The 26883-nt window shown below is 34.4% G+C and carries 26 protein-coding genes; all 26 read right to left on the reverse strand.

Annotated features, from left to right (window positions below; translation table 11 throughout):
• Positions 1–24: 24 nt before the first annotated feature.
• Complete coding sequence (locus M2651_RS03110) at positions 25–1017, reverse strand: ABC transporter permease (RefSeq protein ID WP_252130873.1); 993 nt, start codon at positions 1015–1017, stop codon at positions 25–27.
• 48 nt (positions 1018–1065) lie between these two features.
• The gene (locus tag M2651_RS03115; RefSeq protein ID WP_252130874.1) at positions 1066–2568 is read right to left on the reverse strand and encodes a sugar ABC transporter ATP-binding protein; all 1503 of its coding nucleotides are present in this window, start codon (positions 2566–2568) and stop codon (positions 1066–1068) included.
• Positions 2569–3087: 519 nt separating this feature from the next.
• Positions 3088–4572: a DUF5605 domain-containing protein gene (locus M2651_RS03120; protein WP_252130875.1), complete on the reverse strand. Its 1485-nt coding sequence runs from the start codon at positions 4570–4572 to the stop codon at positions 3088–3090.
• 433 nt (positions 4573–5005) lie between these two features.
• Positions 5006–6433, reverse strand: coding sequence for a rhamnulokinase (locus M2651_RS03125; RefSeq protein WP_252130876.1), 1428 nt, complete (start codon positions 6431–6433; stop codon positions 5006–5008).
• Positions 6434–6451: 18 nt separating this feature from the next.
• The gene (locus tag M2651_RS03130) at positions 6452–7000 is read right to left on the reverse strand and encodes a BMC domain-containing protein (RefSeq protein ID WP_252130877.1); all 549 of its coding nucleotides are present in this window, start codon (positions 6998–7000) and stop codon (positions 6452–6454) included.
• The gene (locus M2651_RS03135; protein ID WP_252130878.1) at positions 6993–8339 is read right to left on the reverse strand and encodes an SLBB domain-containing protein; all 1347 of its coding nucleotides are present in this window, start codon (positions 8337–8339) and stop codon (positions 6993–6995) included. The genes M2651_RS03130 and M2651_RS03135 overlap by 8 nt, the downstream gene beginning before the upstream one ends.
• A gap of 19 nt (positions 8340–8358) precedes the next feature.
• On the reverse strand, positions 8359–8631 hold the full coding sequence (locus M2651_RS03140; protein WP_252130879.1) for a EutN/CcmL family microcompartment protein: 273 nt from the start codon (positions 8629–8631) through the stop codon (positions 8359–8361).
• A 119-nt stretch (positions 8632–8750) separates the two neighbouring features.
• Entirely contained in the window at positions 8751–9401 is a 651-nt protein-coding gene (gene pduL / locus M2651_RS03145; RefSeq protein ID WP_252130880.1) for a phosphate propanoyltransferase, read from the reverse strand.
• 10 nt (positions 9402–9411) lie between these two features.
• On the reverse strand, positions 9412–9690 hold the full coding sequence (locus M2651_RS03150) for a BMC domain-containing protein (protein ID WP_252130905.1): 279 nt from the start codon (positions 9688–9690) through the stop codon (positions 9412–9414).
• Positions 9691–9835: 145 nt separating this feature from the next.
• Positions 9836–10153, reverse strand: a complete 318-nt coding sequence (locus M2651_RS03155; RefSeq protein WP_252130881.1) for a BMC domain-containing protein — start codon at positions 10151–10153, stop codon at positions 9836–9838.
• A gap of 104 nt (positions 10154–10257) precedes the next feature.
• On the reverse strand, positions 10258–10536 hold the full coding sequence (locus M2651_RS03160; protein ID WP_252130882.1) for a BMC domain-containing protein: 279 nt from the start codon (positions 10534–10536) through the stop codon (positions 10258–10260).
• A gap of 67 nt (positions 10537–10603) precedes the next feature.
• A complete protein-coding gene (locus tag M2651_RS03165) occupies positions 10604–10912 on the reverse strand; it encodes a BMC domain-containing protein (protein ID WP_286207915.1) in 309 nt (102 codons plus the stop codon).
• 13 nt (positions 10913–10925) lie between these two features.
• Positions 10926–12143: a zinc-dependent alcohol dehydrogenase gene (locus M2651_RS03170; RefSeq protein ID WP_252130883.1), complete on the reverse strand. Its 1218-nt coding sequence runs from the start codon at positions 12141–12143 to the stop codon at positions 10926–10928.
• 10 nt (positions 12144–12153) lie between these two features.
• On the reverse strand, positions 12154–13572 hold the full coding sequence (locus tag M2651_RS03175) for an aldehyde dehydrogenase family protein (RefSeq protein ID WP_252130884.1): 1419 nt from the start codon (positions 13570–13572) through the stop codon (positions 12154–12156).
• Between the two features lie 4 nt (positions 13573–13576).
• Positions 13577–14560 (reverse strand): cob(I)yrinic acid a,c-diamide adenosyltransferase, encoded by a 984-nt coding sequence (locus M2651_RS03180; protein WP_252130885.1) that lies wholly within the window; start codon positions 14558–14560, stop codon positions 13577–13579.
• Between the two features lie 14 nt (positions 14561–14574).
• The gene (locus M2651_RS03185) at positions 14575–14916 is read right to left on the reverse strand and encodes a glycerol dehydratase reactivase beta/small subunit family protein (RefSeq protein WP_252130886.1); all 342 of its coding nucleotides are present in this window, start codon (positions 14914–14916) and stop codon (positions 14575–14577) included.
• Between the two features lie 10 nt (positions 14917–14926).
• On the reverse strand, positions 14927–16738 hold the full coding sequence (locus tag M2651_RS03190; RefSeq protein ID WP_252130887.1) for a diol dehydratase reactivase subunit alpha: 1812 nt from the start codon (positions 16736–16738) through the stop codon (positions 14927–14929).
• 1 nt (position 16739) lies between these two features.
• The gene (locus M2651_RS03195) at positions 16740–17117 is read right to left on the reverse strand and encodes a diol dehydratase small subunit (RefSeq protein ID WP_252130888.1); all 378 of its coding nucleotides are present in this window, start codon (positions 17115–17117) and stop codon (positions 16740–16742) included.
• Between the two features lie 25 nt (positions 17118–17142).
• On the reverse strand, positions 17143–17727 hold the full coding sequence (locus tag M2651_RS03200; protein ID WP_252130889.1) for a propanediol/glycerol family dehydratase medium subunit: 585 nt from the start codon (positions 17725–17727) through the stop codon (positions 17143–17145).
• A gap of 14 nt (positions 17728–17741) precedes the next feature.
• Positions 17742–19406, reverse strand: a complete 1665-nt coding sequence (locus M2651_RS03205; RefSeq protein ID WP_252130890.1) for a propanediol/glycerol family dehydratase large subunit — start codon at positions 19404–19406, stop codon at positions 17742–17744.
• 26 nt (positions 19407–19432) lie between these two features.
• Positions 19433–20248: a class II aldolase/adducin family protein gene (locus M2651_RS03210; RefSeq protein ID WP_252130891.1), complete on the reverse strand. Its 816-nt coding sequence runs from the start codon at positions 20246–20248 to the stop codon at positions 19433–19435.
• 99 nt (positions 20249–20347) lie between these two features.
• The gene (locus tag M2651_RS03215) at positions 20348–21109 is read right to left on the reverse strand and encodes a DeoR/GlpR family DNA-binding transcription regulator (RefSeq protein WP_252130892.1); all 762 of its coding nucleotides are present in this window, start codon (positions 21107–21109) and stop codon (positions 20348–20350) included.
• A gap of 211 nt (positions 21110–21320) precedes the next feature.
• Positions 21321–22586 (reverse strand): L-rhamnose isomerase, encoded by a 1266-nt coding sequence (locus M2651_RS03220; protein ID WP_252130893.1) that lies wholly within the window; start codon positions 22584–22586, stop codon positions 21321–21323.
• A 174-nt stretch (positions 22587–22760) separates the two neighbouring features.
• Complete coding sequence (locus M2651_RS03225; RefSeq protein WP_252130894.1) at positions 22761–23729, reverse strand: AraC family transcriptional regulator; 969 nt, start codon at positions 23727–23729, stop codon at positions 22761–22763.
• A gap of 115 nt (positions 23730–23844) precedes the next feature.
• Positions 23845–25176 (reverse strand): glycoside hydrolase family 30 protein, encoded by a 1332-nt coding sequence (locus tag M2651_RS03230; protein WP_252130895.1) that lies wholly within the window; start codon positions 25174–25176, stop codon positions 23845–23847.
• Positions 25177–25299: 123 nt separating this feature from the next.
• Complete coding sequence (locus M2651_RS03235; protein ID WP_252130896.1) at positions 25300–26799, reverse strand: DUF3502 domain-containing protein; 1500 nt, start codon at positions 26797–26799, stop codon at positions 25300–25302.
• Positions 26800–26883: the final 84 nt, after the last annotated feature.

Genomic DNA, 26883 nt, shown 5'->3' on the forward strand with positions numbered 1-26883 from the left:
ACTCACTCCTCATATATTAAACAACTATTCAACATCAACCTTTAACATAGTCTTTTCTTTACGTTTTCTCTGGATAACATCCATACTTACAGCTGCTAGTGTAACGCCTCCAATAACAATTTTCTGCCAGAAAACCGGAATATGCATTAAAATCAAACCATTATTCATAACTGCAAGAAATAAAACACCTAGAATAGTTCCTAATACTGAGCCTTCTCCACCAAGTATATTTGCCCCGCCTAAAACTACTGCTGATATAACCTGAAGTTCAAATCCAATAAATGCATTTGGGTCAACCTGCTGCATTATAGATGTATGAACTACACCAGCAACTCCAACCATTAACCCCATATATCCGTACAAAAATATGTTTATTAAATCAGGCTTGTATCCTATACGCTCTGCTGAAACCTTGTTTCCTCCTATAGCGTATATACCTCTTCCAATAAGAGTGTACTTAAGTATAAACCATGTGAGCAGTGCAGCACCTATTAAAAATAATAACTGTACAGGAATTCCTACCTTGCCGTTATTAGTATTTACAGTAAACAATGTTATTTTCCCAAAGTTTATAAATGATTCAGGAATATCATTTATCCAAGCACCATTAGTATATAAAAGTACTGCTCCATTAACAATACTCATTACACCTAAAGTTACAACTATTGGAGGTATCTTTAACTTTGCAATAAGCACTCCATTTAAAAGTCCAAAAAGTACTCCACACACGCATCCAATTAATAATGCAACAAATATGTTTCCTCCAAATGAAGCCATAAACTTTCCTACTATAACCGTTACAGCAGCAATAGTTGCAGATACTGATACGTCTATACCACCAGTTAAAATAACCATAAGCATACCAAGAGCCATTATGCCTAAAACCGTGTTAGACTTTAACAGGTCTAAAATGTTGTCAATTCTTAAAAATGTTATATTATTCAAAGAAATGATTACTGAAAGCAAAACTACCAGAAGAAGTATAGTCATTTCTCTGCTTATAAAAATATTCTTCATATTTAACATCCTCCATAGTTATAAATTTTGCTGCCAATAGTCTAACTCCTATCCTGCATTTAAAACTGCTTTATTCATTATCTTTTCCTGTGTTGCAGTGTCACCATCAAATTCTGCAACTATTCTTCCTCTTCTCATTACCATTATTCTATCACTAAGAGCTAAAATCTCTGGAAGCTCAGAAGAAATCATAATAATTGCCATTCCTTTTGCTGCAAGCTCCTTAAGAAGTCTATGTATTTCTTCTTTAGCACCTACATCAATACCATTTGTTGGCTCATCTATAATCAATATCTTAGGATCAGTTGCCAGCCACTTAGCAACAACTACACGCTGTTGATTTCCCCCTGACAGCTTTTGAACATCCATATCAGGAATTCCCGGCTTTATCTTTAATCTGCTTATCCAGCCTTCGTCAATATTTTTTTTCTTTTTCATATCGATTATATTAAATCTATTTACAAGTTTTTCAAGAATAGATAAAGAAATATTATCTGCTACAGATTGTCTCATTACAAGTCCTTCTGTTAAACGGCTTTCAGGTACAAAAGCAAGTCCATTTTTAACAGCATCTTCAGTTGAAGTTATTTTAACTTCCTTTCCATTAATAAATATTTGTCCTTCCTCTGGTGTTGTTATACCAAATAGCGCCTGCATAACTTCTGTTCTTCCTGCTCCTACAAGACCTGTAAAACCTAATATCTCACCTTCTTTAAGAGTAAAAGAAACATCTTTGAAGTTACCTTTCTTAGACAAGTTTTTAACCTCTAATACTGTATTACCAATTTTAGTTTTTTCATATTTCTTTAGCTCAATTTTACGTCCAACCATCAAAGCTATAAGTTTGTCCTGGTCAAGTTCCTCAGTTTTGTATGTACCTACATATTTTCCATCTCTCATTACTGTAAATCTCTGAGCTATTTCAAACAACTCTTCCAGCTTATGACTTACAAATATTACAGCAATACCTTTTTCTTGAAGACTTCTAACTATTTTAAATAACCCTTCAACTTCACCTTTTGAAAGTGCTGAAGTAGGCTCGTCCATTATAATCATTTTAGCATCATATACAAGAGAACGTGCAATAGCAACTAATTGTTGTTTTGCTACGGATAATTTACCAACTTGTATATCTAAATCGATATCAACACCTATACGTTCTATTGCTTTTTTAGCAATCTTTCTCATTTCCGCCCAATTTAATTTCTTAGTTGATTTTTCTATTTGCTGACTGATTGCAATGTTTTCAGTTACTGTTAAATTAGGAAAAAGGGAAAAATCTTGATATATAACAGCAATACCTTTTCTTACTGAAACTAGTGAATTAGTTATTTCTGTTTTTTCTCCTTCAATATAAATCTCTGCTCCTTCATCCGGTTGATAAATTCCTGAAAGTATTTTGATTAATGTTGATTTTCCCGCACCATTTTCACCGATTAAAGCATGTACTTCTCCTGGAACAATCTCAAGCTGCATATTATCAAGAGCTTTTACGCCCGGAAAAGTTTTTGATACATTGCTTATCTTTAAAAAAACTTCCCCTCTATTCAATTTCACCACTCCTTAAGTAATTAATCAACCTTATTTACAAAAATATTATCAAATCTATTTATTCCTACTCGGATCAAACTTGAACAATTCATTCAACTTTTTATCTTAATTTGATTATAACCGTTTACTGATATCGTTGTCAATATATTTCTGATTAATTTTGATTATTGTTGAATAATATTGTATTAATATTGAAATTATTGGTATGTTTTATTATTATTTATTTCATTATATTTCAAAAATATGTTATTTTGTTCTGAAATATTCAGCATTATACATAAGATTTAAAATCATAGTTTTATAAACATAAAAAGAGCGTAAATAGACTTGAATATAATCAAATCTGCTTACGCTTTTTTAAACTTGTAATAATCTTTATCCGAACTCTCAGGTAAGGTCTTGTTACAATCTTATTCTCAAGCTTTGTCCAATTCTTGACTTCTATTCAAAGATATGTTTCCACCTTGAATTTCTTCATGAACAGAGCCAGGAAAAAGATTTTTCATCACAAAACTCTTTTTAATCTACTCTTGTCATTCTTACTGCAATATACTGTTTCCCCGGCATATCAATGCGGAAGCTTCCGCTATAAGTACCTTGTAACTCTGTTATTGTCATATTCCAAGTATCTATGATGTCAATTTTATACTTCTTATCTTTCGGCATATTAAATGTTCTGAATGTTGGCTGATAAAACCCAAAATAATACAAATAATAATCTTCTCCGACAGCACCGCAAGTAACATCCCAATAAGGATAGTGTTCTGTTGCAAGTTTTGATATAGGATTTATAGGTCCAGGAGCAGCTTCAACTATTTTTCTAAGAAATCCTATTCTTTCAGGACTTGTTCCGTGTAGTTCTCCACCATGAGACCACCATAATATATCATATGGATGTACATAAGTTTCACCGTGTCCTACATATCCTCCTCTTACTACACCTTCCCAAAATCTTCTTGTCATTTCTTGACCAGTAATATTCCCCCATCCATGATTAATATTACCTTCATAAGCACATTCATCAATAACTATAGGTTTTTTATACAATTCTCTCCATATATCAGTATTCTCTGAAGTTCTAAATGTATCTACACGTTGTATACTGCAATGTGTTACCCATGGTTTTCCATGATCATAAAATTTCCTACAATTATGTATTGATCTTAAATGCTTATATGGATCATTTCTTTGAATAATATGAAAAAACCTATCCCAATCATCAAGACTCTTTGTTGGAATTTTTGTTATTGGATCAAAAAAGATATCATATTCATTAGCCAAAGCCCACCATATATTTCTGAAAGCTGATAAACGCGAAACTATATATTTTAAATACCTATCATCGTTTTCAGCTCCCATATTGCTAAATCCCCATCTATCATAAGGATGGAAAAGAATTAAATCACATTCTATTCCCAATATTTGAAGATCTAATATTCTTTTTTCTAAATGACTAAAAAATTTAGTATTAAATTTAGTAAAATCAAATCCATTATCTAATGAACCTTCAAAAGGATATAAAAGAGGCTCATTATGGTTATAATCATAATGTTTTGGGAAAACACACATACGAAGTTTATTAAACGGAGACTCCTTTAAAGTTTTAAGTGTTTTCTCTTGAAGTTCCATTGATTGATGTATCCAAGCATAACATGTAGTTCCAAATGAATAATGAGGTTTTCCATCAGCATATTCAAAATGAAACTCATCTTTCACTCTAACAGGTCCATGATTATTTTCAGAAGGTTTTATACATTCAAAATCACCAGTTTTTCCATTTAATAACTGTACATTACTTTTAGTGATAAATGTCCAATGTCCAAGTATGTCAGGCATAAACCTAATCTTATATATTCCGTCACCATCATAAAATCCATTAATTTCAATTAAACTATTTTCATGTTTGAAGATAGCTTTAAAATCAACCTCAAGAAACGGATTTCCTTCCTTTGGTCCCTCAAAGCTTGCTTCAAACATCCCCCACTTTTCTACAGTTTTATCCATTTTATTACCTCCATTTGCTTATTAATATATTCTCCAAAATTCAAAGAACATAATTTTTTATATATTATAAGATTCAGCATTTCTGCCTACCTATAATATTTTGAATTAATATTTTTCAAATTTCACATGAATACTTTTTTACGACAGTTTAATTTTACCATATTATTATAGATATTACAATATATTATTATAAATATTTTTAAATATTTTAACTAAATACTTACTATAAATAAACTAAATTTATAATTATATAATTAAACTTACGTGTTTTATAATCCATTTTATAAATATTTATAACAAAATCATGCTATATAATCTATCATACAACGAGTTTTTTAAATAAATATATTTATAAAAATAAATAAATTTTCAGTAAAATATACCATAAAAAACTGCAGCAGGATTTGGATATTACCTAATCCTGCTGCAGTTTTTATTTACTATTAAATTCTTTCACTTCAAAAGAATTGCTTATTATCCTTCTTCCCTCTTCCAGACTCTTTATCTCACCTAGAGCCATAAGCTGCATTACTACGTTTCCAAGCACTGAAGCTTCTATTGGTCCTGCAAGTACTTTCTTTCCTGTACTGTTTGCTGTTAACTGACATAGGAACTCATCTTGAATTCCTCCGCCTACCATGTTTATTACATCTATTGTTTTGCCTGTTATTTTTTCTAAGTTCTCAACATTAGTTTTGTATTCCTGTGTTAGACCATTGTAAACTGCCATAGCAATTTCTCCCAATCCCTCTGGAGTACCTTGCCCCTTTTCTCTGCAGTATTCTATTATAGCCTCTGCCATGTTTAATGGAGCTGTAAATCTTGAGTCATTAGGTTCAATTATAAAATGCTTGTTTTTAGCATTCTTAGCTGCTTCAATTATATCTGGGAAACCTACTGGTGCTACTTTTTCAGACCAGTTTTTTCTTAAGTTTTGTATAATCCATAAACCATTTATATTCTTTAAAAATCTTATCTTATTTTCAACTCCACCTTCATTAGTAAAATTATACTGAAGTGATTTTTCATTTATTATTGGCTCATCTGCTTCTATTCCAAGCAGTGACCAGGTACCACAGCTTAAATAAGCGCTATTCTTGCTAAATAGCGGAGTTCCAGCAACTGCTGACGCAGTGTCATGACTTCCCACCGCTACTACAGGAACAGCAGGCAGCTGAACTTCTCTTTGAATTTCTTCTGTCAAGTAGCCGGCAATAGTTCCAGGCATAATAATATCCTTAAGAAGCTCAACTGGAAGTTCCAGCTTTTTAAGCAAGTCCATTGCCCAATCTCTACTTTTTGCATCCAACATCTGAGCTGTGGAAGCTATAGTATATTCTGTATGCTTTTCTCCTGTTAAGAAAAAAGTAAATAAATCAGGCATAAATAAAAGTGTCTTTGCCTTGTCTAGTATATGAGCTCTGTCTCTCTTTTCTGCATGCAGCTGATAAAGAGTATTAAGAGCCATATATTGAATTCCTGTAATATCATATATTTCTTTAAAACTTACGCCCTTTTGTTCCATTTCTTTTAAAGAATTATCAGTTCTTGCATCCCTATAGTGTGTAGGGTTTGCTAACAGATTATCCTTTTCATCTAAAAGACCATAGTCTACTCCCCAGGTATCTATTCCAATACTACTTATTTTTAAATTTTTATTGGCAGCTTTTTTAAGACCTGTCTTCATTTCATGAAAAAGTCTTAAAAAATCCCAGTAAAAAGTACCTTTTAATGTTACAGGATCGTTAGAAAATCTATGTATTTCTTCTAACTCTATTTTTTCCCCGTTGAATTTACTCATTATAAGCCTTCCACTTGAAGCTCCATAGTCAAAAGCTAGATTTACTATTTGCTTCTCCATTTACTTTTCCTCCTAAAATTATAAAATTTTCTCCCAAAGCTTTTTATCTGGATTTGGTATTACTGATTTATCTAAAATCATGCCACTTTCCTTTGCGTTTTTATAAGCTGCTTCTATAGCCTCATTTACAGCGGCCAGCTCTCCTGTAATGAGAAGATAAGACTTGCCGCACATTCCCTTTGCTATTCTAATTTCAACAATTTCTGTAACAGCTGTCTTTGCGCATATATCAGATGCAACTATGATTGATGCTGCAGAATATGTCTCTAGAATACCCAAAGCTTCTGTTTCTTCTATAACTGCAGTTCCATTTATTCCTCTAAAAATTGATGGATGAGGATTTCCTAGTATAAAACTGTCTATTACATTTTCTTCAAAATCAGCCTTTCCGCTTTCAATAGCTGCCTTTACAGCACTTAATTTCCCAGAGAGAAGAACGATGTACTTTCCAGGACATACAGTTTGAGCCTGAAGTATCTCAACTTCAGCAGTTTTAACCATTTTATCTGTCGCTGTAATTCCCGAAGCTACAGTTTTATATTCTATCATTCCTATTGCCTTATCCAACTATTCTCCCTCCATTCTCTATTGATATAAATGACTCTTCCACACTTATAACTTTTCCGCTTATACTTGCGTGGAACTTTACTCCCAGCTTGCCATCAGGTACTTCTGCTATTAAATCACCCTTATTTACTATATCCCCAATTTTTACAGTTGGAACAGGAATCTGCCCTATGTGCCTGTTTATATATATCTTAACTTTGTCAATATTTACATCTTTTTCAGATAAAGGTGCATCTACATTATATTTAGAAATTCCAAGTCTTGCTATGAGCCTTTCCATAGGAACCATTCTTCCGTCTCTCATAGGGTTAACAGAAACTGGTGCTTTATGATGCGGATTTTTTACTCCATTTTGTCGTAGCTTTCTTTTTAACTCACCTGCAAGCATCCTGGGACTTAATCCTTGATGACAAGAATAAGCCTCACAAAGACCGCATTCGCTGCAAAGCATTGAAGAAGTAAAGGCTTCTATATCTACAGCAAGACCGCTGCCTAAAGCTTTCATTATTCTATTTGGTTTTATAGAATGGCCAAGTAAGCTTCTAGGACATAAATCAGTACACATTTGACACTGTGAACATACAGACATTGTTCTTTTTAGATTTGTATAAGGGTTTAGCTGCCTTTTTTGTACTATAATATGCTCTTTAGGAAGCACTATAATAGCTTTGGTTGTCTTACCAACAGTATCTTCTAAATCAGCAAGTCTTCCTGTGAGAGGTCCTCCATTTAGAACTTCATACTCTGCTATTGAAGCTCCGCCGGCAAACTCAATTAATTCTTTTATGCTTATTCCAACAGGCGCTTTTATAGTTATTGGATTTTTTACTTCTCCAGTTACCGTAACATATTTATCTGTAACAGGCTCCTTTAAAGCTACTGCCTTAAAAATATTTAAAACAGTTTCAACATTAAATACAACAGTGCCTACAGTAAGTGGTATAGCTCCTTCAGGTACAATTCTGCCAGTAGTTTCATATACAAGCACTACTTCATCACCTGCTGGATAAACATCTGGAAGTATTTTAATTTCCAGCTTCTCATATCTTTGGATTTGAGACTTTACGGCTGCAATGGTATTTTTATAAGCTGATTTTATTGCTACTATGCCTTTTTCAGCTTCCAATACATTAACTATAATTTCTAATGTTTGAAGTATATTTTCTGTATATTTTGCCAATAACTGCCTGTCTACTCTAAAAAGAGGTTCACATTCAGCACAGTTTAAAATAATGGTATCAGCAGTTTTATTTAGTTTTTCATGGCTGGGAAATCCTGCACCGCCTGCACCTGCTACACCATTATCAAAAATCACCTTTTTAAATTCCATTAAATCCATAAAATCACCCCAATTACCTCTACTTGTTCATAACGATATCTTTTAAATCATCTACAATCCCTACTACAGCAGCATCAATAGGAGCATCGCTTATGCCGCAGCCTATTCTTGCTGCAGCTCCAAAGGTTACAAGAACTATTTCCCCTATTCCAGCACCTACACTGTCTACTGCTACAACTTTATCTTGACTGCCTGTTTGTTCAAGAGGTTCTACAATTAAAAATTTGCTTCCAACAAGTTTTGCACTTTTTCTTGTAGATATAACTGTACCTACTACCTTTGCAATTATCATGCTTTTCAGCTCCTTAATACGATACTTATTTTTTAAATTAACTTTTTGATTTACTAATTATGCTAGATTGCTAAAGTAAATTAATTAGCAACCTAGCACAACAACATAACTAAAATATTTTACCTTACAATCTCTAATAAAGCACCGCACTTGATGCCCATGCCGTTAGCTTCATCTGTATCAATATGCATTTCAAGAGTATATGTTTTATCCACTCTTACTTGAACGTCTTCAAAAATTCCTCCACGTTCTCCCAAAACTCTTACAGATACTGCATCGTTATCTTTAACGCCAAATCTTACAGCATCTTCAGCACCCATGTGTATATGCCTTTTAGCAACAATACAGCCTTCACTTAAATATATAGCACCTTTAGGTCCTACTATAGTAATTGGCGCAGAACCATCAATCTTTCCAGATTCGCGAACCGGAGGGTTTAATCCTAGTTTTACAGCATCAGTTTTAGAAACTTCAACTTGAGTCTTTGATCTTAATGGTCCTAAAATTCTTACCTTTTCAATAGCACTTTTAGGTCCTGCTATTGTAACAACTTCTTCTGCTGCAAATTGTCCGCCCATTAGTTCTTTCTTCTTCTTAAGTTCATAACCAGCTCCAAAAAGAAGTTCTAAATGTTCCTTTGTAAGATGAACATGTCTTGCAGATACACCTACTGGCACTTTTAATTCTTTATTATTTTCATTAAGCTTGGAATTTTCCAGCAATTGCTCACTCACAAGCTTAGTTATTAATTTTACTAAATCATCATTCATAATCTATCAACTACTTTATAACTGGAAGTATTTTTTCAACATCTGTATGAGGTCTTGGAATTACGTGTACTGCAACTAATTCTCCAAGTCTTGATGCTGCACTTGCTCCAGTTTCAGTAGCAGCCTTAACAGCTCCAACATCTCCTCTTACCATAATTGTTACAAGTCCTGAACCTATCTTTTCTGTTCCTATTAAAGTTACATTTGCTGCCTTAACCATTGCATCTGCAGCTTCAATTGCTGCTACTAATCCTCTTGTTTCTACCATTCCTAATGCTTGTTGTTCCATTTTGCGTTCCTCCTTAAATTCTTTTATATTTATTTTTATATCTTCATTTTTAATTTCTTCACTTTTTTCCGTTGTGGCAACTTCTTTACTGCTTTGTGCTGTTTCGATAATTTCTCTCTTTTTCTTTTTTTTAGTTATTTTTTGATTAGATTCCATTTATTTCACCACTCTTTACATTTGGAAGCTTTTGAGCACTTAATCTAATCATTCTCATTACTTCTTCATGAGGGTTAGGAATTACAGCAGAAGCAACAACCTTACCAAGCCTTCCAGCTCTTACTTTAGCATTTTCAATTGCCTCATTAACAGCAGACACACTGCCTTTTATTATTATTGTAACCAGCCTTCCTCCTAGCTTCTTTTCATAAGTTAAAAACTCTACATCCGCAGTCTTTAACATACTATCCAAACCTTCGATTGCAGCTACAAGTCCTGATACTTCTAAAAATCCTACTGCTCCCATAGAATAAACACTCCTGTATTTAGTAGTTATTCAAAAACAGGTGAAAAAAATATATAAATAGCGTTACTTGTTAATTCTTCCCTGCTTTTAAACACCCTCTGACATTATTTTAAAACTGGTAGTATTTTTTCAACATCTGTATGAGGTCTTGGAATTACATGTACTGCAACTAATTCTCCAAGTTTTGCTGCCGCACTTGCTCCAACTTCTGTAGCAGCCTTAACAGCTCCAACGTCTCCTCTTACCATAACTGATACTAATCCTGAGCCTATTTTTTCTGTTCCAATTAAAGTTACGTCTGCTGCTTTTACCATTGCATCTGCTGCCTCTATTGCAGCTACTAATCCTCTTGTTTCTACCATTCCTAAAGCTTCTTGTGTCATTTTTATATTCCTCCCTATATTTTAATTATTTTAAATATTCTTACCTTTATTTGTTTTATGCCATAAGTTATTTTGCCAAGCAATTTATTTTTAATAGTTTTTGTGTATCATCTTCTGGTCTTGGTATAACATGTGATGTAACAACTCCTGAAACCTTGTTTGCCGCCTCAACAGCAGCTTCTACAGCAGCTCTTACATCTGCTATGCTTCCTCTTAACTTAACTAACATTATAAGCGGTACAGGAAGCTTATCAGCATTTAGAGGCTTGTTGTTATCAAAAGCTTCTATAGTAACATTTGCTGCCTTGCAGGCTGCATCTGCTGCTACAAAAGCAGCTACTGTTCCATATACTTCTACAAATCCTACAGCTTGCATAATTATCTATCTCCTAGAATCTGTCGTTTACATAAACAACTTTTATACCTTCTTGCTTCATGTTAACTTCCATGGCTTTATTAAGCTCATCTAAAGTAAATCTATGAGTTATAAGTTCATTTATTGGAAGCCCAATTCCTTTTGCTCTCTTTAAGAAATCAAAAGTTGTTACATAATCCTGTGGTGAGTAAGTCCAGGAACCTACCGCAGTTATTTCTTTACGGCAGATATCAAAATGAGGGTTGATTGTACAGTCTCCGTTATTTACAAAGAAACCAACTTCACAAAGTCCGCCGCCTCTTCTTACAAACTTCCATATATTAGCAGCAGCTGCTGGTGCTCCAGTACATTGGAAAGCAAAGTCTGCTCCAAAACCACCAGTTGCTTCCTTAACTGTTTTTAATATATCTTCAAAGCTAGTAAATTTTCTTATATTAACAGTTTCTGTTGCACCAAACTTTCTTGCCATGTTAAGTCTGTTTTCATCACCGTCTACAGCAATGATGTTTTCAATACCTAGTGTTCTTACTACTGAAAGAAGCAGTAATCCTATAGGTCCGCAGCCTTGTACTAAAACCTTGCTGTTGAACTTTAAAAGACCAGTTGCCTTTGCTCTTTCAACAGCATGTACTACTACTGCTGCCGGCTCAATTAAAAGTCTTTGATCTAAATCCATACCAGTTACGTTAAAAAATACAGCGCCTTTTCTTAAAATTAAGTAATCTCCAAACCATCCGTTAAAATGATATTCATCATCTGAAAGAAGCCCGTATATTCCTGCATTTTCGCAAAGATTTGACTTTTCCGGATGGTTTAAACAAGTATCGCATTCTCCGCAGGGAGCAACACATGTAACTACTTTATCCCCTAATGCGACAGGCTTTCCAGCACTATCTCTTTTTACGTTCTTACCTATCTTTACTATCTCACCAGTACCTTCATGCCCAAGCACTACTGGAATTAGGTCAAATGGATCTCCCTTATATTCATGAACATCTGTACCGCAGACTCCGCAGCCTTCAATCTTTACAAGTATTTCATCATCTCCAATCTGAGGAATAGCAAACTCTTTTACTTCTATTTTCTTTAGCTCAGTAAGTATTGCTACTCTGCCTGTTGTAGCAGCAGATTTTTTAACTGGTGCAGGCGGAATATAAGTGTCTTGTTTATTAGTCATTTCTTTAAGAACTTGTTTAACAATCTGTTCTATATTCACTTCATTTATTTCCATTTTAATCCTCCTATCTTATAGACAAACCATCTGAAAGCACACATCTTCTTGCTTTTGTAAAACTTTTAGCAGAAGTTAGTCCTTCCCCTGTTCTGCTTGCTATAGTAAATGTACAGTATCCTTCTCCTCCAAAGCCTAAAGCTGCATAAGAAGGTGCATTTTTAACAAATATAGCTGTATCGATTTCTCTTGCAAACTTTGTAAGGTTGTCTATATTCTTTGAATGCATGTGAGCTGAATGTCTGTTTCCATGCTCAAGCTCTTTTGCAAACTCTATTGCCTCATCCACATCATTAGCTCTTACAATACCAAGTATTGGCATCATTAACTCTTCTTGAACCAATATATGACTTTTGTCTGCTTCGAAAATAATACATCTTATACTGTCATCTGCTTCTATACCAATACCCTTAAGTATCTTTGAAGCATCTTTACCTACCCATTTTCTATTTAATGTTATCTTTCCATTTTTATTTACTAAAACCAAGTTAGCTAGTCTTTCTATTTCCTCACCTTCAATTTTATAGCAACCGTTTTGTATCATATAATATATAAGCTCATCTGCTATCTTATCTACTGCAATTACTTCTTTTTCTGCTATACAAGGCAGGTTGTTGTCAAAAGTTGCCCCATCTATTATATCTTTTGCTGCTTTTTTTATATCTGCAGTTTCATCAACTATAACTGGCGGATTACCAGCTCCAGCTCCTATTGCTCTCTTTCCTGACGAAAGAGCAGCAGTTACAACTCCTGGCCCTCCAGTTACTGCAAGAAGTGCTATATCTGGATGACTAAATAATACATCTGCAGTTTCAAGAGTGGGTTTTCTTACTGTTACAGCTAAGTTTTCTGGTCCTCCTGCTTCAAGAGAAGCTTCATTAACTAACTGAACTGCCATGCAGGAAACCTTTATTGCACCTGGGTGTGGATTGAATACTACTGTATTTCCTCCAGCAATCATTCCCATACTGTTACAGATTACTGTTTCACTTGGATTTGTAGATGGTGTTATAGCCCCAATTACTCCAAATGGTCCCATCTCAACTAATGTTAATCCTTTATCTCCTGACCATGCAGTTGTTTTTATATCTTCAGTACCTGGTGTTTTATTAGCTACAAGTTCATGCTTTAAAATTTTGTGTTCAACTCTTCCCATACCTGTTTCAGAAACACCTAATTCTGCTAAAGCCTTAGCATTTTCAATAGTCTTTTTTCTAATATTTTGTATTATCTTTTCTCTAAACTCCATAGGCATTGCTTTAAGTTTCTTCTGTGCTTCTTTCGCAGCTTTAATAGCAGCATGGATATCTTCAAATACTCCTAATTCGCTTATGCTTGTTGAATTTTTAACTTCTTCAGGAGCTGCTACCTTTAAATTTAGTAGAACCTGTTTAACAATCTCCTGCAGCTGTTCTTCTTTTATTGCCATTATCTTACCTCCATTCTTCAAAAATTTTACTTCCATAATTTGAAAGTTCTATATCCTGCTCTGCAGTTCCGCCGCTAACTGCTATAGCACCAACTATTTTATCTCCAATTTTTAATGGAACACCGCCGCCAATTATCATCATCTTATCATTAGCAGCTGCTACTCCGTAAAAAGGCTGCCCTGGCTGCGCTATTTTACTTAATTCCTCCGTAGACATCTTCACAGCAGCTGCTGTATATGCCTTTTTAACTGCTACATCAAAACTTACTGGTAATGCTCCATCCATAAAATGAACTGCAATAGGGTTTCCTGATGCATCAGCTACAGCTATTACTACATTCAAGTTCATAAATCTTGCTCTTTTTTCTACAAGCTCCATTATTCTTTTAGCTATGTCTAGGTTAAGCACCTTTGTTTCACCAGGCTTTATATTTTCAGCCTTTTGGTACTGCATCTTTACCATTTCCGTTACCTTTTTTGTTATTTCTTCTTTAAAATCTATATATCTAGCAATTGTGTACAAGTAATCAGATAATCTGTTAAAAAATTTTTTTAATACAGTCCCTATTTTTTGACTTTTCTCAAGATTAATTAGGTTTCTCTCAGCACTTCTAGCTAAAGTTCTTGCATGGTCTAAATGTGCTGAAGCCTTGCTGCTCCCTGGAACTATGAAGGCTGTTATCTCTGGAAACATTTTTTGATATTCGTTAATTAGCCTTTCAAGCCTTGTTACTTCGTCACTGCTTACTCTTTCTTTATTGCTTTTTCCTTCTGAAATATCTGCCATAAAATATATAAACAGTTTTTGAACATATCCTATTTCCTCACGGATTTTTTCTTCTTCTATTACGGTTTTAGCAATTCCTAAAACGCTGGTAAGCTCATCTATTTTCCCAAGCACTTCAATTCTTATATCATTTTTAGGAACTCTTTCTCCAGAAAGGAGGCTTGTAGTTCCATCATCTCCGGTTTTAGTATAAATACTCATACAACCACCTAGTTTCATTCATTTAATTTGAAAGGAATTTTTTTAATATAACGTGCTGCGTTGCTTCCTAAAGTTCTCAAAATTTTATCAGCCTTAACATCTGCTTTCATAAGCGGGTCTTTAGTTTTAAGTATTGTACAGTAGAAGCAAGCTTTATCCCTATCTACTCCAATTCCGGCTTCAACTATAGAACTCTCTGCTGCTTTTCTAGATAATTCTTCTGCCTTAAAACCTTCTTTAAACATATTTACTTCAAAAGGAACCCCTTCTTCTTCAATGCCTGCACAAAGCTCTTTGAGAACTTTTTCATTTCTGCTTGATGTATATATTAAAATAGCTGGTTTGATACTTTTCATAGCTTCACCTCTAAAGGTATGAGATTACAAGTCCTGTAGCTACTGCATTTCTAGGCCCTTCAACTTTTCTGATGTTTCCTCTGCCGCATACTATCTTATACTTAGAAAGTTCTTCCATAACAAGTTCAGGTATTTCAAAATCTAAAGCAGAGCCTCCAACTAAAACTATATTAGGTATGTTTCTTATGTTATTCATAGGTGCAATAATACTTAGAGCTCTTAAAGCATTTTGTACAAACACTTTTTTCTTAGCTACCTTTCTTATCTCAACTATCTTTTCCATACTCATATCGTTAAGTATTGGAATCATCTCTTCACCCTTTAAAATAACTACCCTGCCATATAATTCTGGCCTTAAAGGTTCATCGAAGAATTTTGTATAACCATTTTCAACTCTTATTTGATATAGTGATTCTACCTTAGCTAATGGATGTTTTTTAATTTCCTCGGCAATAGTTCTGTTAGAAAGTCCCATCTCCGAATTAATAATCATTGTAACAAGTTCTCCTGCTCCAGCTAGATGAATAGATTTTACTGTACCCTTTTCATCTAATAGGGCTGCATCAGTAGAACCGCCGCCCATATCCAGTATTGCTATAGGTAGCTTTGTCCCTGGTGTAGTTAATGCACCTAAGGCAGCCATAACAGCTTCTACTCCTGCAATTTCTACATAAACACCTGTTTCAGCCTGAAGTTTTTCTGCAATTTTTTTCATAGGAAGCCTGTCTGTTTTTACCATAGCAGCAATTGCAACAGCATTTTCCATAGCAGTTTCCTCTGCTATTCCTCCCCTTACCTTTAGCGGTATAACAGTATCTATGGCAAGAATATCTTTTATCTTTATATTTTCTATTGCTTCACCAGTTAAATAAGCCATATTGCTTTTAACATTACTGAGCATTCCACCAATATTAGTTCCGCTCTCGCCTTCTATATCCTCAATATTATCTATTTTACTTAAAAGGTTCATTATCTCTTCTGCACCAGAATCTATATCTATTGTTTCTATATGTTTTTGGCTCTTTATATAAAGTTTCCCTGCAGGTATAACCCTTTCTTTAACTTCTCCGCTTGGAGTTTTAATTACAACTGCAGATCGGTTACCTATAAGGCTTTTAGCTATAGGAACTACATATTTTGTCTGCTCTGGTGTAAGATTAAACATTGACGCTATCCCATAGGGGTTGCTTAGTGTCTGTATCGTCTTTCCTGTATCAGCTACTTCCAATATACAGGGCATTCCAAGAGGAACTTTATCAATATATTTCACTTCATCAACTATAGGTATAGTTTTATTTATTCTATTGCTTATTAAAACTGCTTCATCTGACTGAACAATTGCTCCATTTATCTGAACGCCTTTTTTAAGGGCGTTATTTATGGCAGGGGCTGCCACATCAAAAGGTATATACTCTGGTATAACAAGTATATACTGCTTATTTGCTTCTGCCTTTTCAATATGATCAAAATGAAGAGTTATACCTTTTCCTATTCCAAAGCCTCCTGGAGTTTTAGGATTATGCCCTATCATAGTTGATTCAGTAATTATAGTTTCTGTTATTGTTTCCATAGCAGTATCTCCGATAACTGGAGCTGCTTCATTAATTCTTATAATATCTATATCGGATACCTTAAGGTTTACTTTGGAAACTGCTTCTTCAATTCCTCTTATAATACCTTTAACATTTTCTGCTGTTCCTTTAGCACCTGTAGTAAAAACCATGCTGCTGCTTAAAAATTCAAGACTGGAATCATCTTTTATTCTGCCAATGCATACTTCTGTGGTAGAATTTCCTATATCTACCCCTGCTATAAGCTTCACATTACTCACCAGCCTTTAAAATTCCTCTTTTTTCATAAACCTGAACAGCATTAAGTATAAACTTTGCACATTCTTCTGCTCCGTACTTATTTTTCAATATCAGTGCTGTATCTAATAGTTCTTTTTTTGTTGCTCTGTTAGGCCTTAGCATTTCATAAACCTTTAGTATAAATTCATCAGGTACGTTTATAAGCTCAGCAGCCCTTTGAAAATTTTTCTTTATCTGCGGTCGGCCATGCTTTTCTGCGATTTCTCCCTGTCTTAAAAGGGTTTCAGCGGAAATAGTAACATCCTCTAATGTCAAGCTGCCATTTATAACATTCTCTAATGTAATTTCATCTAAGGTTTTTCCTGTTTTAGACTTTATTGTCTCATTCATAACATCACCACTCTTATAAAGTGTTTTATATTTCTACTGAAGGACTGTTTTTAACTACTGCTTCTGTTTCCTTTATATGCATTAATGCTGCTTTAACCTGGTATTTAGCTCTTACTGTATAATCATTTACTGCCTCAATAGGCTTTACCATAAGCCCCTTAGCATACATAGCTGCATTTTTACCTATTGCTCTATATGTCTTTAGCGTAATTAAAGGAGCTTGAGGAAAAAGTTCTAAATTACTTAAAGGATAAAGATCTTTTTGATGTATTACAGCAGTACCTTTTGACTGCAGTCCTACTCCTACACCTGAACCACTAAGTAAAGCTGCTTCCTTACCTATAAAAGCAACATCAGAGGTTTTGAGAACCCTTACTACTCTTGGAATCATTCCTTCTTCCTCAATACCTGCCTTCATTTCTTTGAGAACTAATTCATGAGGAATTCCATTAATAGTTTTAGTTATATCCTTCATAAAGGAAGGTCCAACTCCTATAACTACTTCCTTGACATTATTGCTTTTATAAGCAGAAGGCATTCCCTTAACCTTTTTTACTTCTTCTATTACAAGTTTTGTTATCTGTTCAATCAGCTTTTCATTTATCTCCAAGAATTTCACCGTCCTTAAATATCATTGTAGTCAATGATATGCGGTATTTTCTTTATTTCTTCCCATCTTTCTCCGGACACTCTATAACCTGTCCCTGGACCGCTGTAATCATTAGGAAGATTTACTGCATTCAATACATTGAAGTTTTCATCTAATATAGAGGAGGTTTGAAGATAATCTCCTGAAACTCTCTGCTTCATCATATTTAAAATACTGTTTGCAGTTTCTTTATGCCCAGTGTTAACTAATGCCTTTATTATGTCTATGCCCGTAATATTGCGTTTCATCATTTCGTCAATTGCTTCAAAATCTTTTATCATATCTCTTTCAGGCATGTCCTTACTTCCATGAGCATAAGCTACGGCTTCTACTTCTTCATCAGTTATTTTAGAAAGCTGTAATTCTCTGAATAAATCCTGAAGAGTTTTTGCAGCTTCATACCTTACTCTTATAACATCTTCCTCTTTAACCGGTCTTAATCCGCCGTCAATCATTAAATCTCTCTGAAGCACGTTATAATCATCAAAATCTTCTGCATCAAAGTTTGCACCAGCAAACATATTGTCATAATTTGGCGTACCTGAATAACCAGAGAAGATAAAATCTGTTCCTGGAAGAAACTGCATTAATGTTCTTGCTGTCCTTCTTATATCTGAATGACTGAAGGATTGGTCGTTACCTGTACAGGTTTCTAAATCAAGCATTGCTGCAATTAAGTTTTCAGCAAGTATTGCTCTTGTACCAGAAGGAACTGAAGTTGTAATTCCTATACAGCTTATAGCTCCATTTTGAAGTCCTTGAGCACCTGCACCTTTTGTTACCATTATGCAGCGTGTTTCAAGATAAAGCATAGATTTCCCTTCGGCACTTCCCATAAGAACCTCAGAGCCTGTCCCAGAAGTAAATCTTGTTTTAAGTCCTCTTGACGCATATGCTGATGCAAGAAAAGCCTTTGAGTATGGTGTATCATCGCCGTCTACAAATACATTTTCAGTTCCATATACAGATATAGTTTCTGCATATGTTGTAAAACCTCTCATACCTAATTCCAGCTCTGTGGCTTCTTCAACTGCACATTGTGTAAGCACACCTTTTCTTCCAACCTGTGAACCAATTAAAAGTGCAACTGCATTAAAAGGTGCATATCTTGCAACTGCTACCGTAGTTTCCTCTTCTCTAAAACCTCTTAGTGCTCCTTCTGCAGCATCAGCAGCTATCTGCACAGGATTGTCCTTTAAATTTGTAATGTGAGCCTGATTTGCAGGTGTTTTTCTTGCTCTCATTTTCTGCATACCCATCATCATTTCAACAACATTAAGATGATTGCATACTTCCACAATTTTTGCAGGAGTAAAGCCTGATACTATCTTTACAATAGTTTCTCTTGGAACGTTTATATCCACAAGCATACGGGCTACTTCAAGAGAATTTAAGGCCATTGACTTCTCTGCCTGATTTATGTTTATAGTATAATCTGCTATAAATTCATCTATAAAATCAAACTCTTCTCTCATCCTGCCATCCATTTCTACTATTATTCCATTTTCAACCTTAATAGATGGCTTAGGGTCATAAGGGCCTGACATAGCTATAAATCCTTTTTCAGGCCATTCATTCATAAACCCATCCTGATTTACAGGCCTTTTATCTAAAACTTCAAATCTTTTTGATCTTTTCATATCCTTACCTCTCTTCCGAGGCTGTTTTATAAGTTTAACTGACTTAATACTTTCTTTGTAATCTCTTCAACTAATTTAGCAGTATCTTTAGCTGGTTCTTCTTTTTTGCTGTCACATCCGCAGCTCTTTTCTTCCGCATTACTGCATGGAACTGAACAACCTACTGTTTTGCAAAGGTCAGCTGGATGTCTTCCTGCAACTCCAAGTTTCTTTCTTATTCCATATAAAGTCTGTACCTGATCTTCACTAAGTTCCTTTGGTCCTCCAAGTAATGTTGATATAAATGTAAGCTTAGCATAAAACTCTAAAGATTCCATTTTATAATATGCACTTATTAAATCACCACCCCAGGATAATGCTCCATGGTTTTCAAGCAGTACTGCATCGTAATTATCAAGATATTTTGCTACTGCATCTGGTATTTCTTCTGTAGATGGAGTTCCATATTCAGCTATTGGAACACATCCAAGAGCAATAACTGCTTCAGGCATTATTGGCTTATTCAGCGGAATACCTGCTATTGCAAAGCTTGTTGCATAAGGCGGATGAGCGTGAACTACTGATTTTACGTCTGGTCTTTCAGCATACACTCTTAAGTGCATCTTAATTTCTGAAGAAGGCTTATACTTTCCTGATGCTGCAAGAACCTCACCTTTAGCATTTACTTTGCAGATCATGTCCGGGGTCATAAAACCTTTGCTTACACCTGTTGGTGTACATAAAAATTCATTATCGCTTATCTTTACAGAAATATTTCCATCGTTAGCAGCAACAAATCCATTGTTGTAAATACGTTTGCCTATTTCGCATATTTGTTTTTTCACTTCAAATTCTGAGTACATTCCATTTCCCCCTAAAAGTTAATTTGTTTTGTTCTTTCTTTGATTGCCTAATTTAATTATATCACTAATAACACAATAGTCAACAAAAACAAAGATAAATTATGCATAAATTAATTTTATTTTGTTTTCTTCTAATTCCTTTTCCCACTCTTGAGAAAGCTTTTTATCAGTGAAAATATAATCAATACTTTTAAAATCAGCTATCCTAGTAAAAGAAACTTTATCAAACTTTGTGTTATCAACAACAAGAAAAACTTTTTCTGCAGACTTTAGCATAGCTTTTTTAACTTCTGCCTCAAGTTCATTAGAATCCGTAAACCCCTTTGTAAGACTAGCGCCAGCACAAGATATTATTGCTTTGTCTACATTATAATTTTGTATAGCCTTCTCAGCCCAATGTCCTACAAGAGACATAGAATTTGTCTTAAGTGTTCCCCCTGTTGATATAACCTTGCAATCAGGGGCGTTTGATAATTCAATCATTACTTTTTCCGAATTAGTAATTACTGTTATCCTTTGTTTATTTTTGATGTTTTTGGCTACCTGAAGTGCGGTTGAACTGGAATCCAGTATTATACTATCGCCATCTTCTATAAATTCTGCAGCTTTTATTCCTATAGCCTTTTTGCCTTCCGGATTTTTACCAACTCTAATATTAAAAGGAAGTTCAATATTTGTACTTTCGTTTAACACCGCCCCTCCATAAGTTCTTTTTAAATGTCCCTCATTTTCAAGTTTTTCTAAATCTCTTCTTATAGTTTCTTCCGTTACCTCAAAAAGCCTGCTAAGCTCAGTAACCATTACACTTTTCTTTTCCTTAAGCATCTCTATTATCTTTTTTCTACGTTCTACAGCCAGCATTTTATCGCTCCTCTCATGCTATTATAATACTCTATATAACTATTATAGTATAAAAACAAATAAAAACCAACATAAAACAACATAAATATTTTTTGTAAATTTTATATTTATAAAAATAAGGATAAGTAAATTTTATATTTTATTCATTAGCTATAATAACACAAAAAGTGGGTGAAAATTCAAATTTTCACCCACTCATATACATTTTAAATTAAACTCTTTTTAGCATAACTTCTTTCTCGTATGCCTTTACTTCTTCAAGCCAGCTAAGTCCAACACCTGCATTCTCCCTATGGCAGTAGTAGTCCCAAACAAGTGAGAATGGAGCTGCCTTAAATTCTTCTTTATAAGCAAGTCTAGCACTTACATCTCCAGCTGCCTCCAATTCTTTCATTTTATCTACTGGCTGCAGTGCTGCTGCAAGCATTGCTTTTCTAGTGTTTCTTAAACCAATTACCCATGCTGCAATACGGTTAATGGATGCATCGAAAAAGTCAGTTGCTATATAGGTATCTTTCAATTTATCTAAACGAACTAATTCTTCCATAATTGCTCTTGTTTCATCATCAAAGCTTACTACGTGGTCTGAATCCCAGCGAATCGGACGGGATACATGTAATAATACACTCTTTGAGAATGTAAATATAGAAGCAAGTTTAGCAGAAACTACTTCTGTCGGATGATAATGACCAGTATCAAGCGTCATTATAATATGGTCTTTGTTAGCTTTCATAACATAACCCATGCAAAATTCATGAGAACCGGCTGTAAAACTTTCTGCACCAATACCGAATACTTTTGATTCAATTCCATCTATAACACCTTTTACGTCTTTTGTTGCTTCAAAAATCTTATCATAACTGTCCTTTAAACGAAGTCTTGGTCCAATTGTATCAACTGGAACTTCTTTGTCTCCGTCTGGAGTCCAGTGATTAATTACACAAGGTTTCCCGGTTTTTTCGTAAAAATATTGTCCAATCTTACGGCAGCGAATACCATGTTCAATCCAGAATCTGCGAACGTCTTCATCTGCTGCTGATAAAGTTCCGTTGCTGCTCTTTGGATGAGAAAAATAAGTAGGGTTAAAATCCAAACCAATTCCTTTTTCTACCGCCCAATTTACCCATTTTTCAAAGTGCTTTGGTTCAATTTCATTTCTATCCACAAAACTGTCTGCTTCCTGATAGTTTGCATGTAAGTTTAATTTTAATTCTCCTGGAATATATTGCATAGCCTTTTCTATGTCAGCTCTTAATTCTTCGCCGTTTCTAGCTTTTCCTGGATAGTTGCCTGTTGCTTGAATACCGCCTGTTAAAGAATTGTCTTCTTTATGCTCACAGCCTGCAACGTCATCCCCTTGCCAGCAGTGCATTGAAATTGGAGTTGAGTTTACAGTTTCAATTACTTTATCAACATCGATACCATATTGAGCATAAAATTCTTTTGCTACTTCGTAGCCTTTCTTAACATCATACATTTATTTTTTCTCCTTTCATTTATAGGAATTTGTAAGTAAGTCTATATTAATTGTACAACCTGCATGTAAACATTATATTCAAATGTTTACATGCAAACAAGGTCGTTATTTATTAAATTTTACGTCCTCATTTTCCAGTTTCATGTGTATAATAACTCACTTACTCCCTATTAATCATGCATGATTTCTGCTCCTGTATTCTTTAGGACTCATATGATACTTTTCTCTAAACATTCGGTGAAAATAACTTGTATTATCATACCCTACCCTATAAATAATATCTGTAACAGGCAGTGTTGTAGTTGAAAGTAAATGCACTGCCTTTTGAAAACGCTTATTTTGAAGCAGTTCTTTAAATGTATAACCAGTACTGTTTTTAATTATCTTGCTTAAATTAGAAATAGACAAATTCATTACATTTGCTAACTCTGTAAGCGCGGCTTCTTTATAATTCTCTTCAATATATCGCAGAACTTTCATTATAACAGCATTAATCTGTTGTTCCGGATCTGTACGCTCAATACGATCAGTTCTGCCAACCAGATGCATAAATAGTAGTCCCATAGTTGTCTGATTAATATGTTTATCATTATACTGCTTGTTTAAAAGAGCCCATATCAAGTTTTCCACTAAATTTTGAATAGGCAGAATATCTGCCACCTTAAAGTGAAGATAACTTGCCTGTGAATTATTTTTTCGTAATGTATCTACTATAAAATTACTTAGTATGTTCCCCTTATTAACCATAGGCAGAACCTCATCAAAAAATTCAGGCAAAATGATAAAGTTTATTCCTATGTCTTCTTTATTTGCAGCTTCAATCTCATGATAAGAGTGCTGATTAAAAAACAACAAATCTCCCTGCTTAAGCACAATTTTTGTTGAACCATTGATAATATGAGTTGTCTGACCGGAACACATATATATAATTTCTATGTAGTTATGCTTATGCGGCGGAAAAGGTAAAAATCTTGTATGGGTTCGGATATCAATTAATTTCCCGTTCTCCAGCATTTTAGCACTATCAACTGTAAATTCTTTACTAGTTGTATATATATCCTTATTTATTGTCTTAGCACCACTTAGAATTAATTTTTCTTCTTCTGTTATTGGTTCTAAGCGTCTTATTAGTTCCATATTCATGATATATATCCTCCAATTTACCCTTATGATATATACCACAATAATGCCATGTATAAAACGAAAAAGCAAGGAAGTATATGATTATTACATTTAAACTGATAATTCCATCACTAGCCTACTCAACAACTATAGTATTAAAGGAATTTGGTTTCAAGGTTATAGAAAATTCTTTATCCTTTCCTTTAAATGTAAAGTTTCTCTCCATATTCATATCATTGCTGACAATAATAACAATTTCACCATCTGGATTTTCAAATACAAGTGAGGAACCTGTCCAATGCCCCTTTGCTCCAAGCTTTACAGCACCTGGTTTTACAAAATGAGAAAAATGTTTCATTACGTAAAACTCAGGATTATATATAACTTCTTTTGTTTCAGGATTAATAGTTATAAGTGAATTTTGGTTCCATCCCCAAGTGCTCGTACCCTTTGGTTCTAAAACCATGTTCCAATAAACATAAGCATTTACTCCATTGTTAAAATAGTGCCTAATGAGTCCGAAAATGTATCTTGCATATTCCCATGTATTAGTACCGTCTCCACACTCATTTTCGGTCTGCATAAGCTTAAGCTCAGGAAAGCTTTCATGGGTTCTTTGTATTACGTGCTGTCCTGCCCACTGATAACCTACACCTTTAATATATTTTCTTGCATCTTCATCGAAAAGCACTCTGTCAACAAATTCCGCATAGGATTGAAGCTTAATTCCAGCAAGGGTAAAACTCATAGGCATAGGTCCATTTAAAGTTCCAAACCAGATTTCTGTGTCTAAACCTTCTCTTTCAAATAAAGGTCCGATGTAATCTCTTATGAATACTCTGTATTGTTCTCCAGTCCATAAACAAGATGGGAATTTCTGGTCTGCAAAGGGCTCATTCTGAATATGGACCTGATTTATGTTTATTCCTTCTTCTTTATAGGCCTCTACATATTTTTTGAAATACAGAGCATAAGATTCTAGAATCTCTTTTTCCATTCTTAAAGTTCCATTGTTATATGCCTTAGGAAACTTCATCCATGTAGGAGGACTCCATGGTGAAGCAAATAATTTTAAATCCGGCTGAAATCTTTGTGCTTCTTTAATGTATGGAATAAGATAAGAACGATCTCTTTCAATGGAGAACTTCTCCATTGCGTAGTCCCCGTCATTTTCATTATAGCTGTACCATTCTGCAGCATAATCGTTTGCACCTATAGGAGTTCTGCAAAAATTGAACTTGCAGCCTGTTTCAGTATTAAAAAGTTCTGAAATAACTTTTTCTTTTTCCTTTTTGTCTATTTTAGACAGTGCAATCCAGCCTAGTTCATTAAAACATCCTCCAAAGCCGTCTATCCTCTGCTGCTTTTCACCTGTAAGCTCCAATGTATCCTTCCATGCCTTAACAGATTCAATTTTATTGTCCTTCCATACTTCCTGCTCTTTAGTTGATATCCATTTTAATTTCACTTTAAATCACTCCTTCAAATTTTGAATTTTACAATACGATTAAATCCTAATAATATATAACTAAGGGTCGTACACTTTTTAATAGTACGACCCTGCTTACTCTTTTCAAGAGTAAAGGATTGATTACTTATTATTTTTTATAAATTCATCTAACTGTTTCTGTAACTCAGCCTGTACTTTTTCTACTCCTGCAGCCTTTAGCTTTTCCTTAAGCGTAGCAAGACCTGAAACTGGATCAACATATCCAAGCTTTAATGGAAGGTAATACTGCTGCATTACATTTAATACTGCTGCATATTCATTCTTTACTGGATCAAGATTCATATTAAAGCTTGTGTAAATATTTGTTTTTCCGCTGCTCTTAAGCTGAGCTTTAAACTCTGAAAGATTTGAAGGTGAACCAACTTGCTCATATCTGAAGTTGCTGTCTCTAAAGCCCCATGAGCAATACCCTTCTGCCTGGAAACCTTCTGAATCTAAAGCCTTTATTTTCTTATCTGCAGTGATTTCATAATGCTTACCTTCTATTCCATAAGTCAAAAGATTGTAATAACTTTGATCAGTTCTCAATTTTTCAAGTAGCATTAGTGCTCTTTCAGGATTTTGTGATGAAGCTGGTATAGCCATAGCATCCTGAATGTAAGACAGTGGATAAGAAGGACTCACAAAGTTATAATACTTCAGGTCATATTGAGGATTTCTTATATAATTTCCAACCCATGTATCCATATTGTGCATAAGAGAAGCTGCTTTACCTGTGTTCAGCATTTCGTTGTCCTTGTTTGACAAAACAGATTTTGGCCAATAGCCTTTATCAGACCACTCTTTCATCTTTTTAAGAAAATCAGGCATATCTGGTCTGTCCACAATATTTACTATTTTTCCGCTTGGATCATTTACATCTATCCAGAATGGACTATTTGTAGCAACATCCCCAGTAAGCGGATAAAGGTTCTGTGAGAAGAAATATAATCCGTCGATTGGAGTCTGAGTATTATACATTCCTGCCGGGTCAAGATTTTTATCATTCTTAGTTACAGCATCAAGATATTTACCATAATCATCAATAGTCTTAATATCTGTTATACCGTATTTTTTCATCAGGTCTCCCCTGACCATAACTCCATAAGTATTGTAATTGTTAAAATTTGCCGGAAGTGCATATATATGTCCATCAATTGTAGCCTGCTTTAACGCTTCTTTAGGTTCTGCAGCAAAGCTTTTTGGAGCATACTTAGGTCCTATTTCCTCTAAAGCTTTAAAAGCTCCCTTTTGTGCCTGCTGATAGAAATTCAGCCAGGTTGCAGTATAAATAAGGTCTATTGGTTCTCCTGATGCCAGAACCAGAGGATATTTTGTGCTGAAGTCTCCCCATCCAATCCAACTTACCTTAACAGTTGCATTAAGATCAGCCTTTGCTTTCTTATTTAATTCAGCAAGTACCTGGTCGTAATCCCTCGCTGGGCTGCCAATAAGATACATTGACAATTCAACCGGCTTGGAAGTATCTACAGTCCCCTTTGAATCAGAGCCCGTAGTCTTTGAGCTTGAACAACCAGATAAAACTGATGAAGCAAGTGTTGCTGCAAGACACAGACTCATTATCTTTGATATTGTTTTCATATTAACTATCATTCCTTTCGCTGTGCTCAAGGCACAAAAATTTATGAAAATGTATATTCTGTACAAACTCTGTCAATAATATAG

Origin of the sequence: Clostridium caldaquaticum, from assembly GCF_023806125.1 — a bacterium.
Classification (GTDB): Bacteria; Bacillota; Clostridia; order Clostridiales; family Clostridiaceae; genus Clostridium_AT; species Clostridium_AT caldaquaticum.

Bases quoted from the DNA above. Each gene is read 5' to 3' on its own strand.
- M2651_RS03140 (WP_252130879.1), bottom strand. From the start codon at position 8,631: ATGATAATTGCAAAGGTAGTAGGTACAGTTATATCTACAAGAAAAAGT.
- M2651_RS03185 (WP_252130886.1), bottom strand. From the start codon at position 14,916: ATGAAAAGTATCAAACCAGCTATTTTAATATATACATCAAGCAGAAAT.
- M2651_RS03215 (WP_252130892.1), bottom strand. From the start codon at position 21,109: ATGCTGGCTGTAGAACGTAGAAAAAAGATAATAGAGATGCTTAAGGAA.
- M2651_RS03235 (WP_252130896.1), bottom strand. From the start codon at position 26,799: ATGAAAACAATATCAAAGATAATGAGTCTGTGTCTTGCAGCAACACTT.
- M2651_RS03150 (WP_252130905.1), bottom strand. From the start codon at position 9,690: ATGGAACAACAAGCATTAGGAATGGTAGAAACAAGAGGATTAGTAGCA.
- M2651_RS03220 (WP_252130893.1), bottom strand. From the start codon at position 22,586: ATGTATGATGTTAAGAAAGGCTACGAAGTAGCAAAAGAATTTTATGCT.
- M2651_RS03180 (WP_252130885.1), bottom strand. From the start codon at position 14,560: ATGAGTATTTATACTAAAACCGGAGATGATGGAACTACAAGCCTCCTT.
- M2651_RS03175 (WP_252130884.1), bottom strand. From the start codon at position 13,572: ATGGCAATAAAAGAAGAACAGCTGCAGGAGATTGTTAAACAGGTTCTA.
- M2651_RS03165 (WP_286207915.1), bottom strand. From the start codon at position 10,912: ATGCAAGCTGTAGGATTTGTAGAAGTATATGGAACAGTAGCTGCTTTT.
- M2651_RS03170 (WP_252130883.1), bottom strand. From the start codon at position 12,143: ATGGAAATAAATGAAGTGAATATAGAACAGATTGTTAAACAAGTTCTT.
- pduL (WP_252130880.1), bottom strand. From the start codon at position 9,401: ATGAATGATGATTTAGTAAAATTAATAACTAAGCTTGTGAGTGAGCAA.
- M2651_RS03125 (WP_252130876.1), bottom strand. From the start codon at position 6,433: ATGGAGAAGCAAATAGTAAATCTAGCTTTTGACTATGGAGCTTCAAGT.
- M2651_RS03205 (WP_252130890.1), bottom strand. From the start codon at position 19,406: ATGAAAAGATCAAAAAGATTTGAAGTTTTAGATAAAAGGCCTGTAAAT.
- M2651_RS03135 (WP_252130878.1), bottom strand. From the start codon at position 8,339: ATGGATTTAATGGAATTTAAAAAGGTGATTTTTGATAATGGTGTAGCA.
- M2651_RS03155 (WP_252130881.1), bottom strand. From the start codon at position 10,153: ATGGGAGCAGTAGGATTTTTAGAAGTATCAGGACTTGTAGCTGCAATC.
- M2651_RS03225 (WP_252130894.1), bottom strand. From the start codon at position 23,729: ATGAATATGGAACTAATAAGACGCTTAGAACCAATAACAGAAGAAGAA.
- M2651_RS03110 (WP_252130873.1), bottom strand. From the start codon at position 1,017: ATGAAGAATATTTTTATAAGCAGAGAAATGACTATACTTCTTCTGGTA.
- M2651_RS03120 (WP_252130875.1), bottom strand. From the start codon at position 4,572: ATGGATAAAACTGTAGAAAAGTGGGGGATGTTTGAAGCAAGCTTTGAG.
- M2651_RS03195 (WP_252130888.1), bottom strand. From the start codon at position 17,117: ATGAATGAGACAATAAAGTCTAAAACAGGAAAAACCTTAGATGAAATT.
- M2651_RS03210 (WP_252130891.1), bottom strand. From the start codon at position 20,248: ATGTACTCAGAATTTGAAGTGAAAAAACAAATATGCGAAATAGGCAAA.
- M2651_RS03160 (WP_252130882.1), bottom strand. From the start codon at position 10,536: ATGACACAAGAAGCTTTAGGAATGGTAGAAACAAGAGGATTAGTAGCT.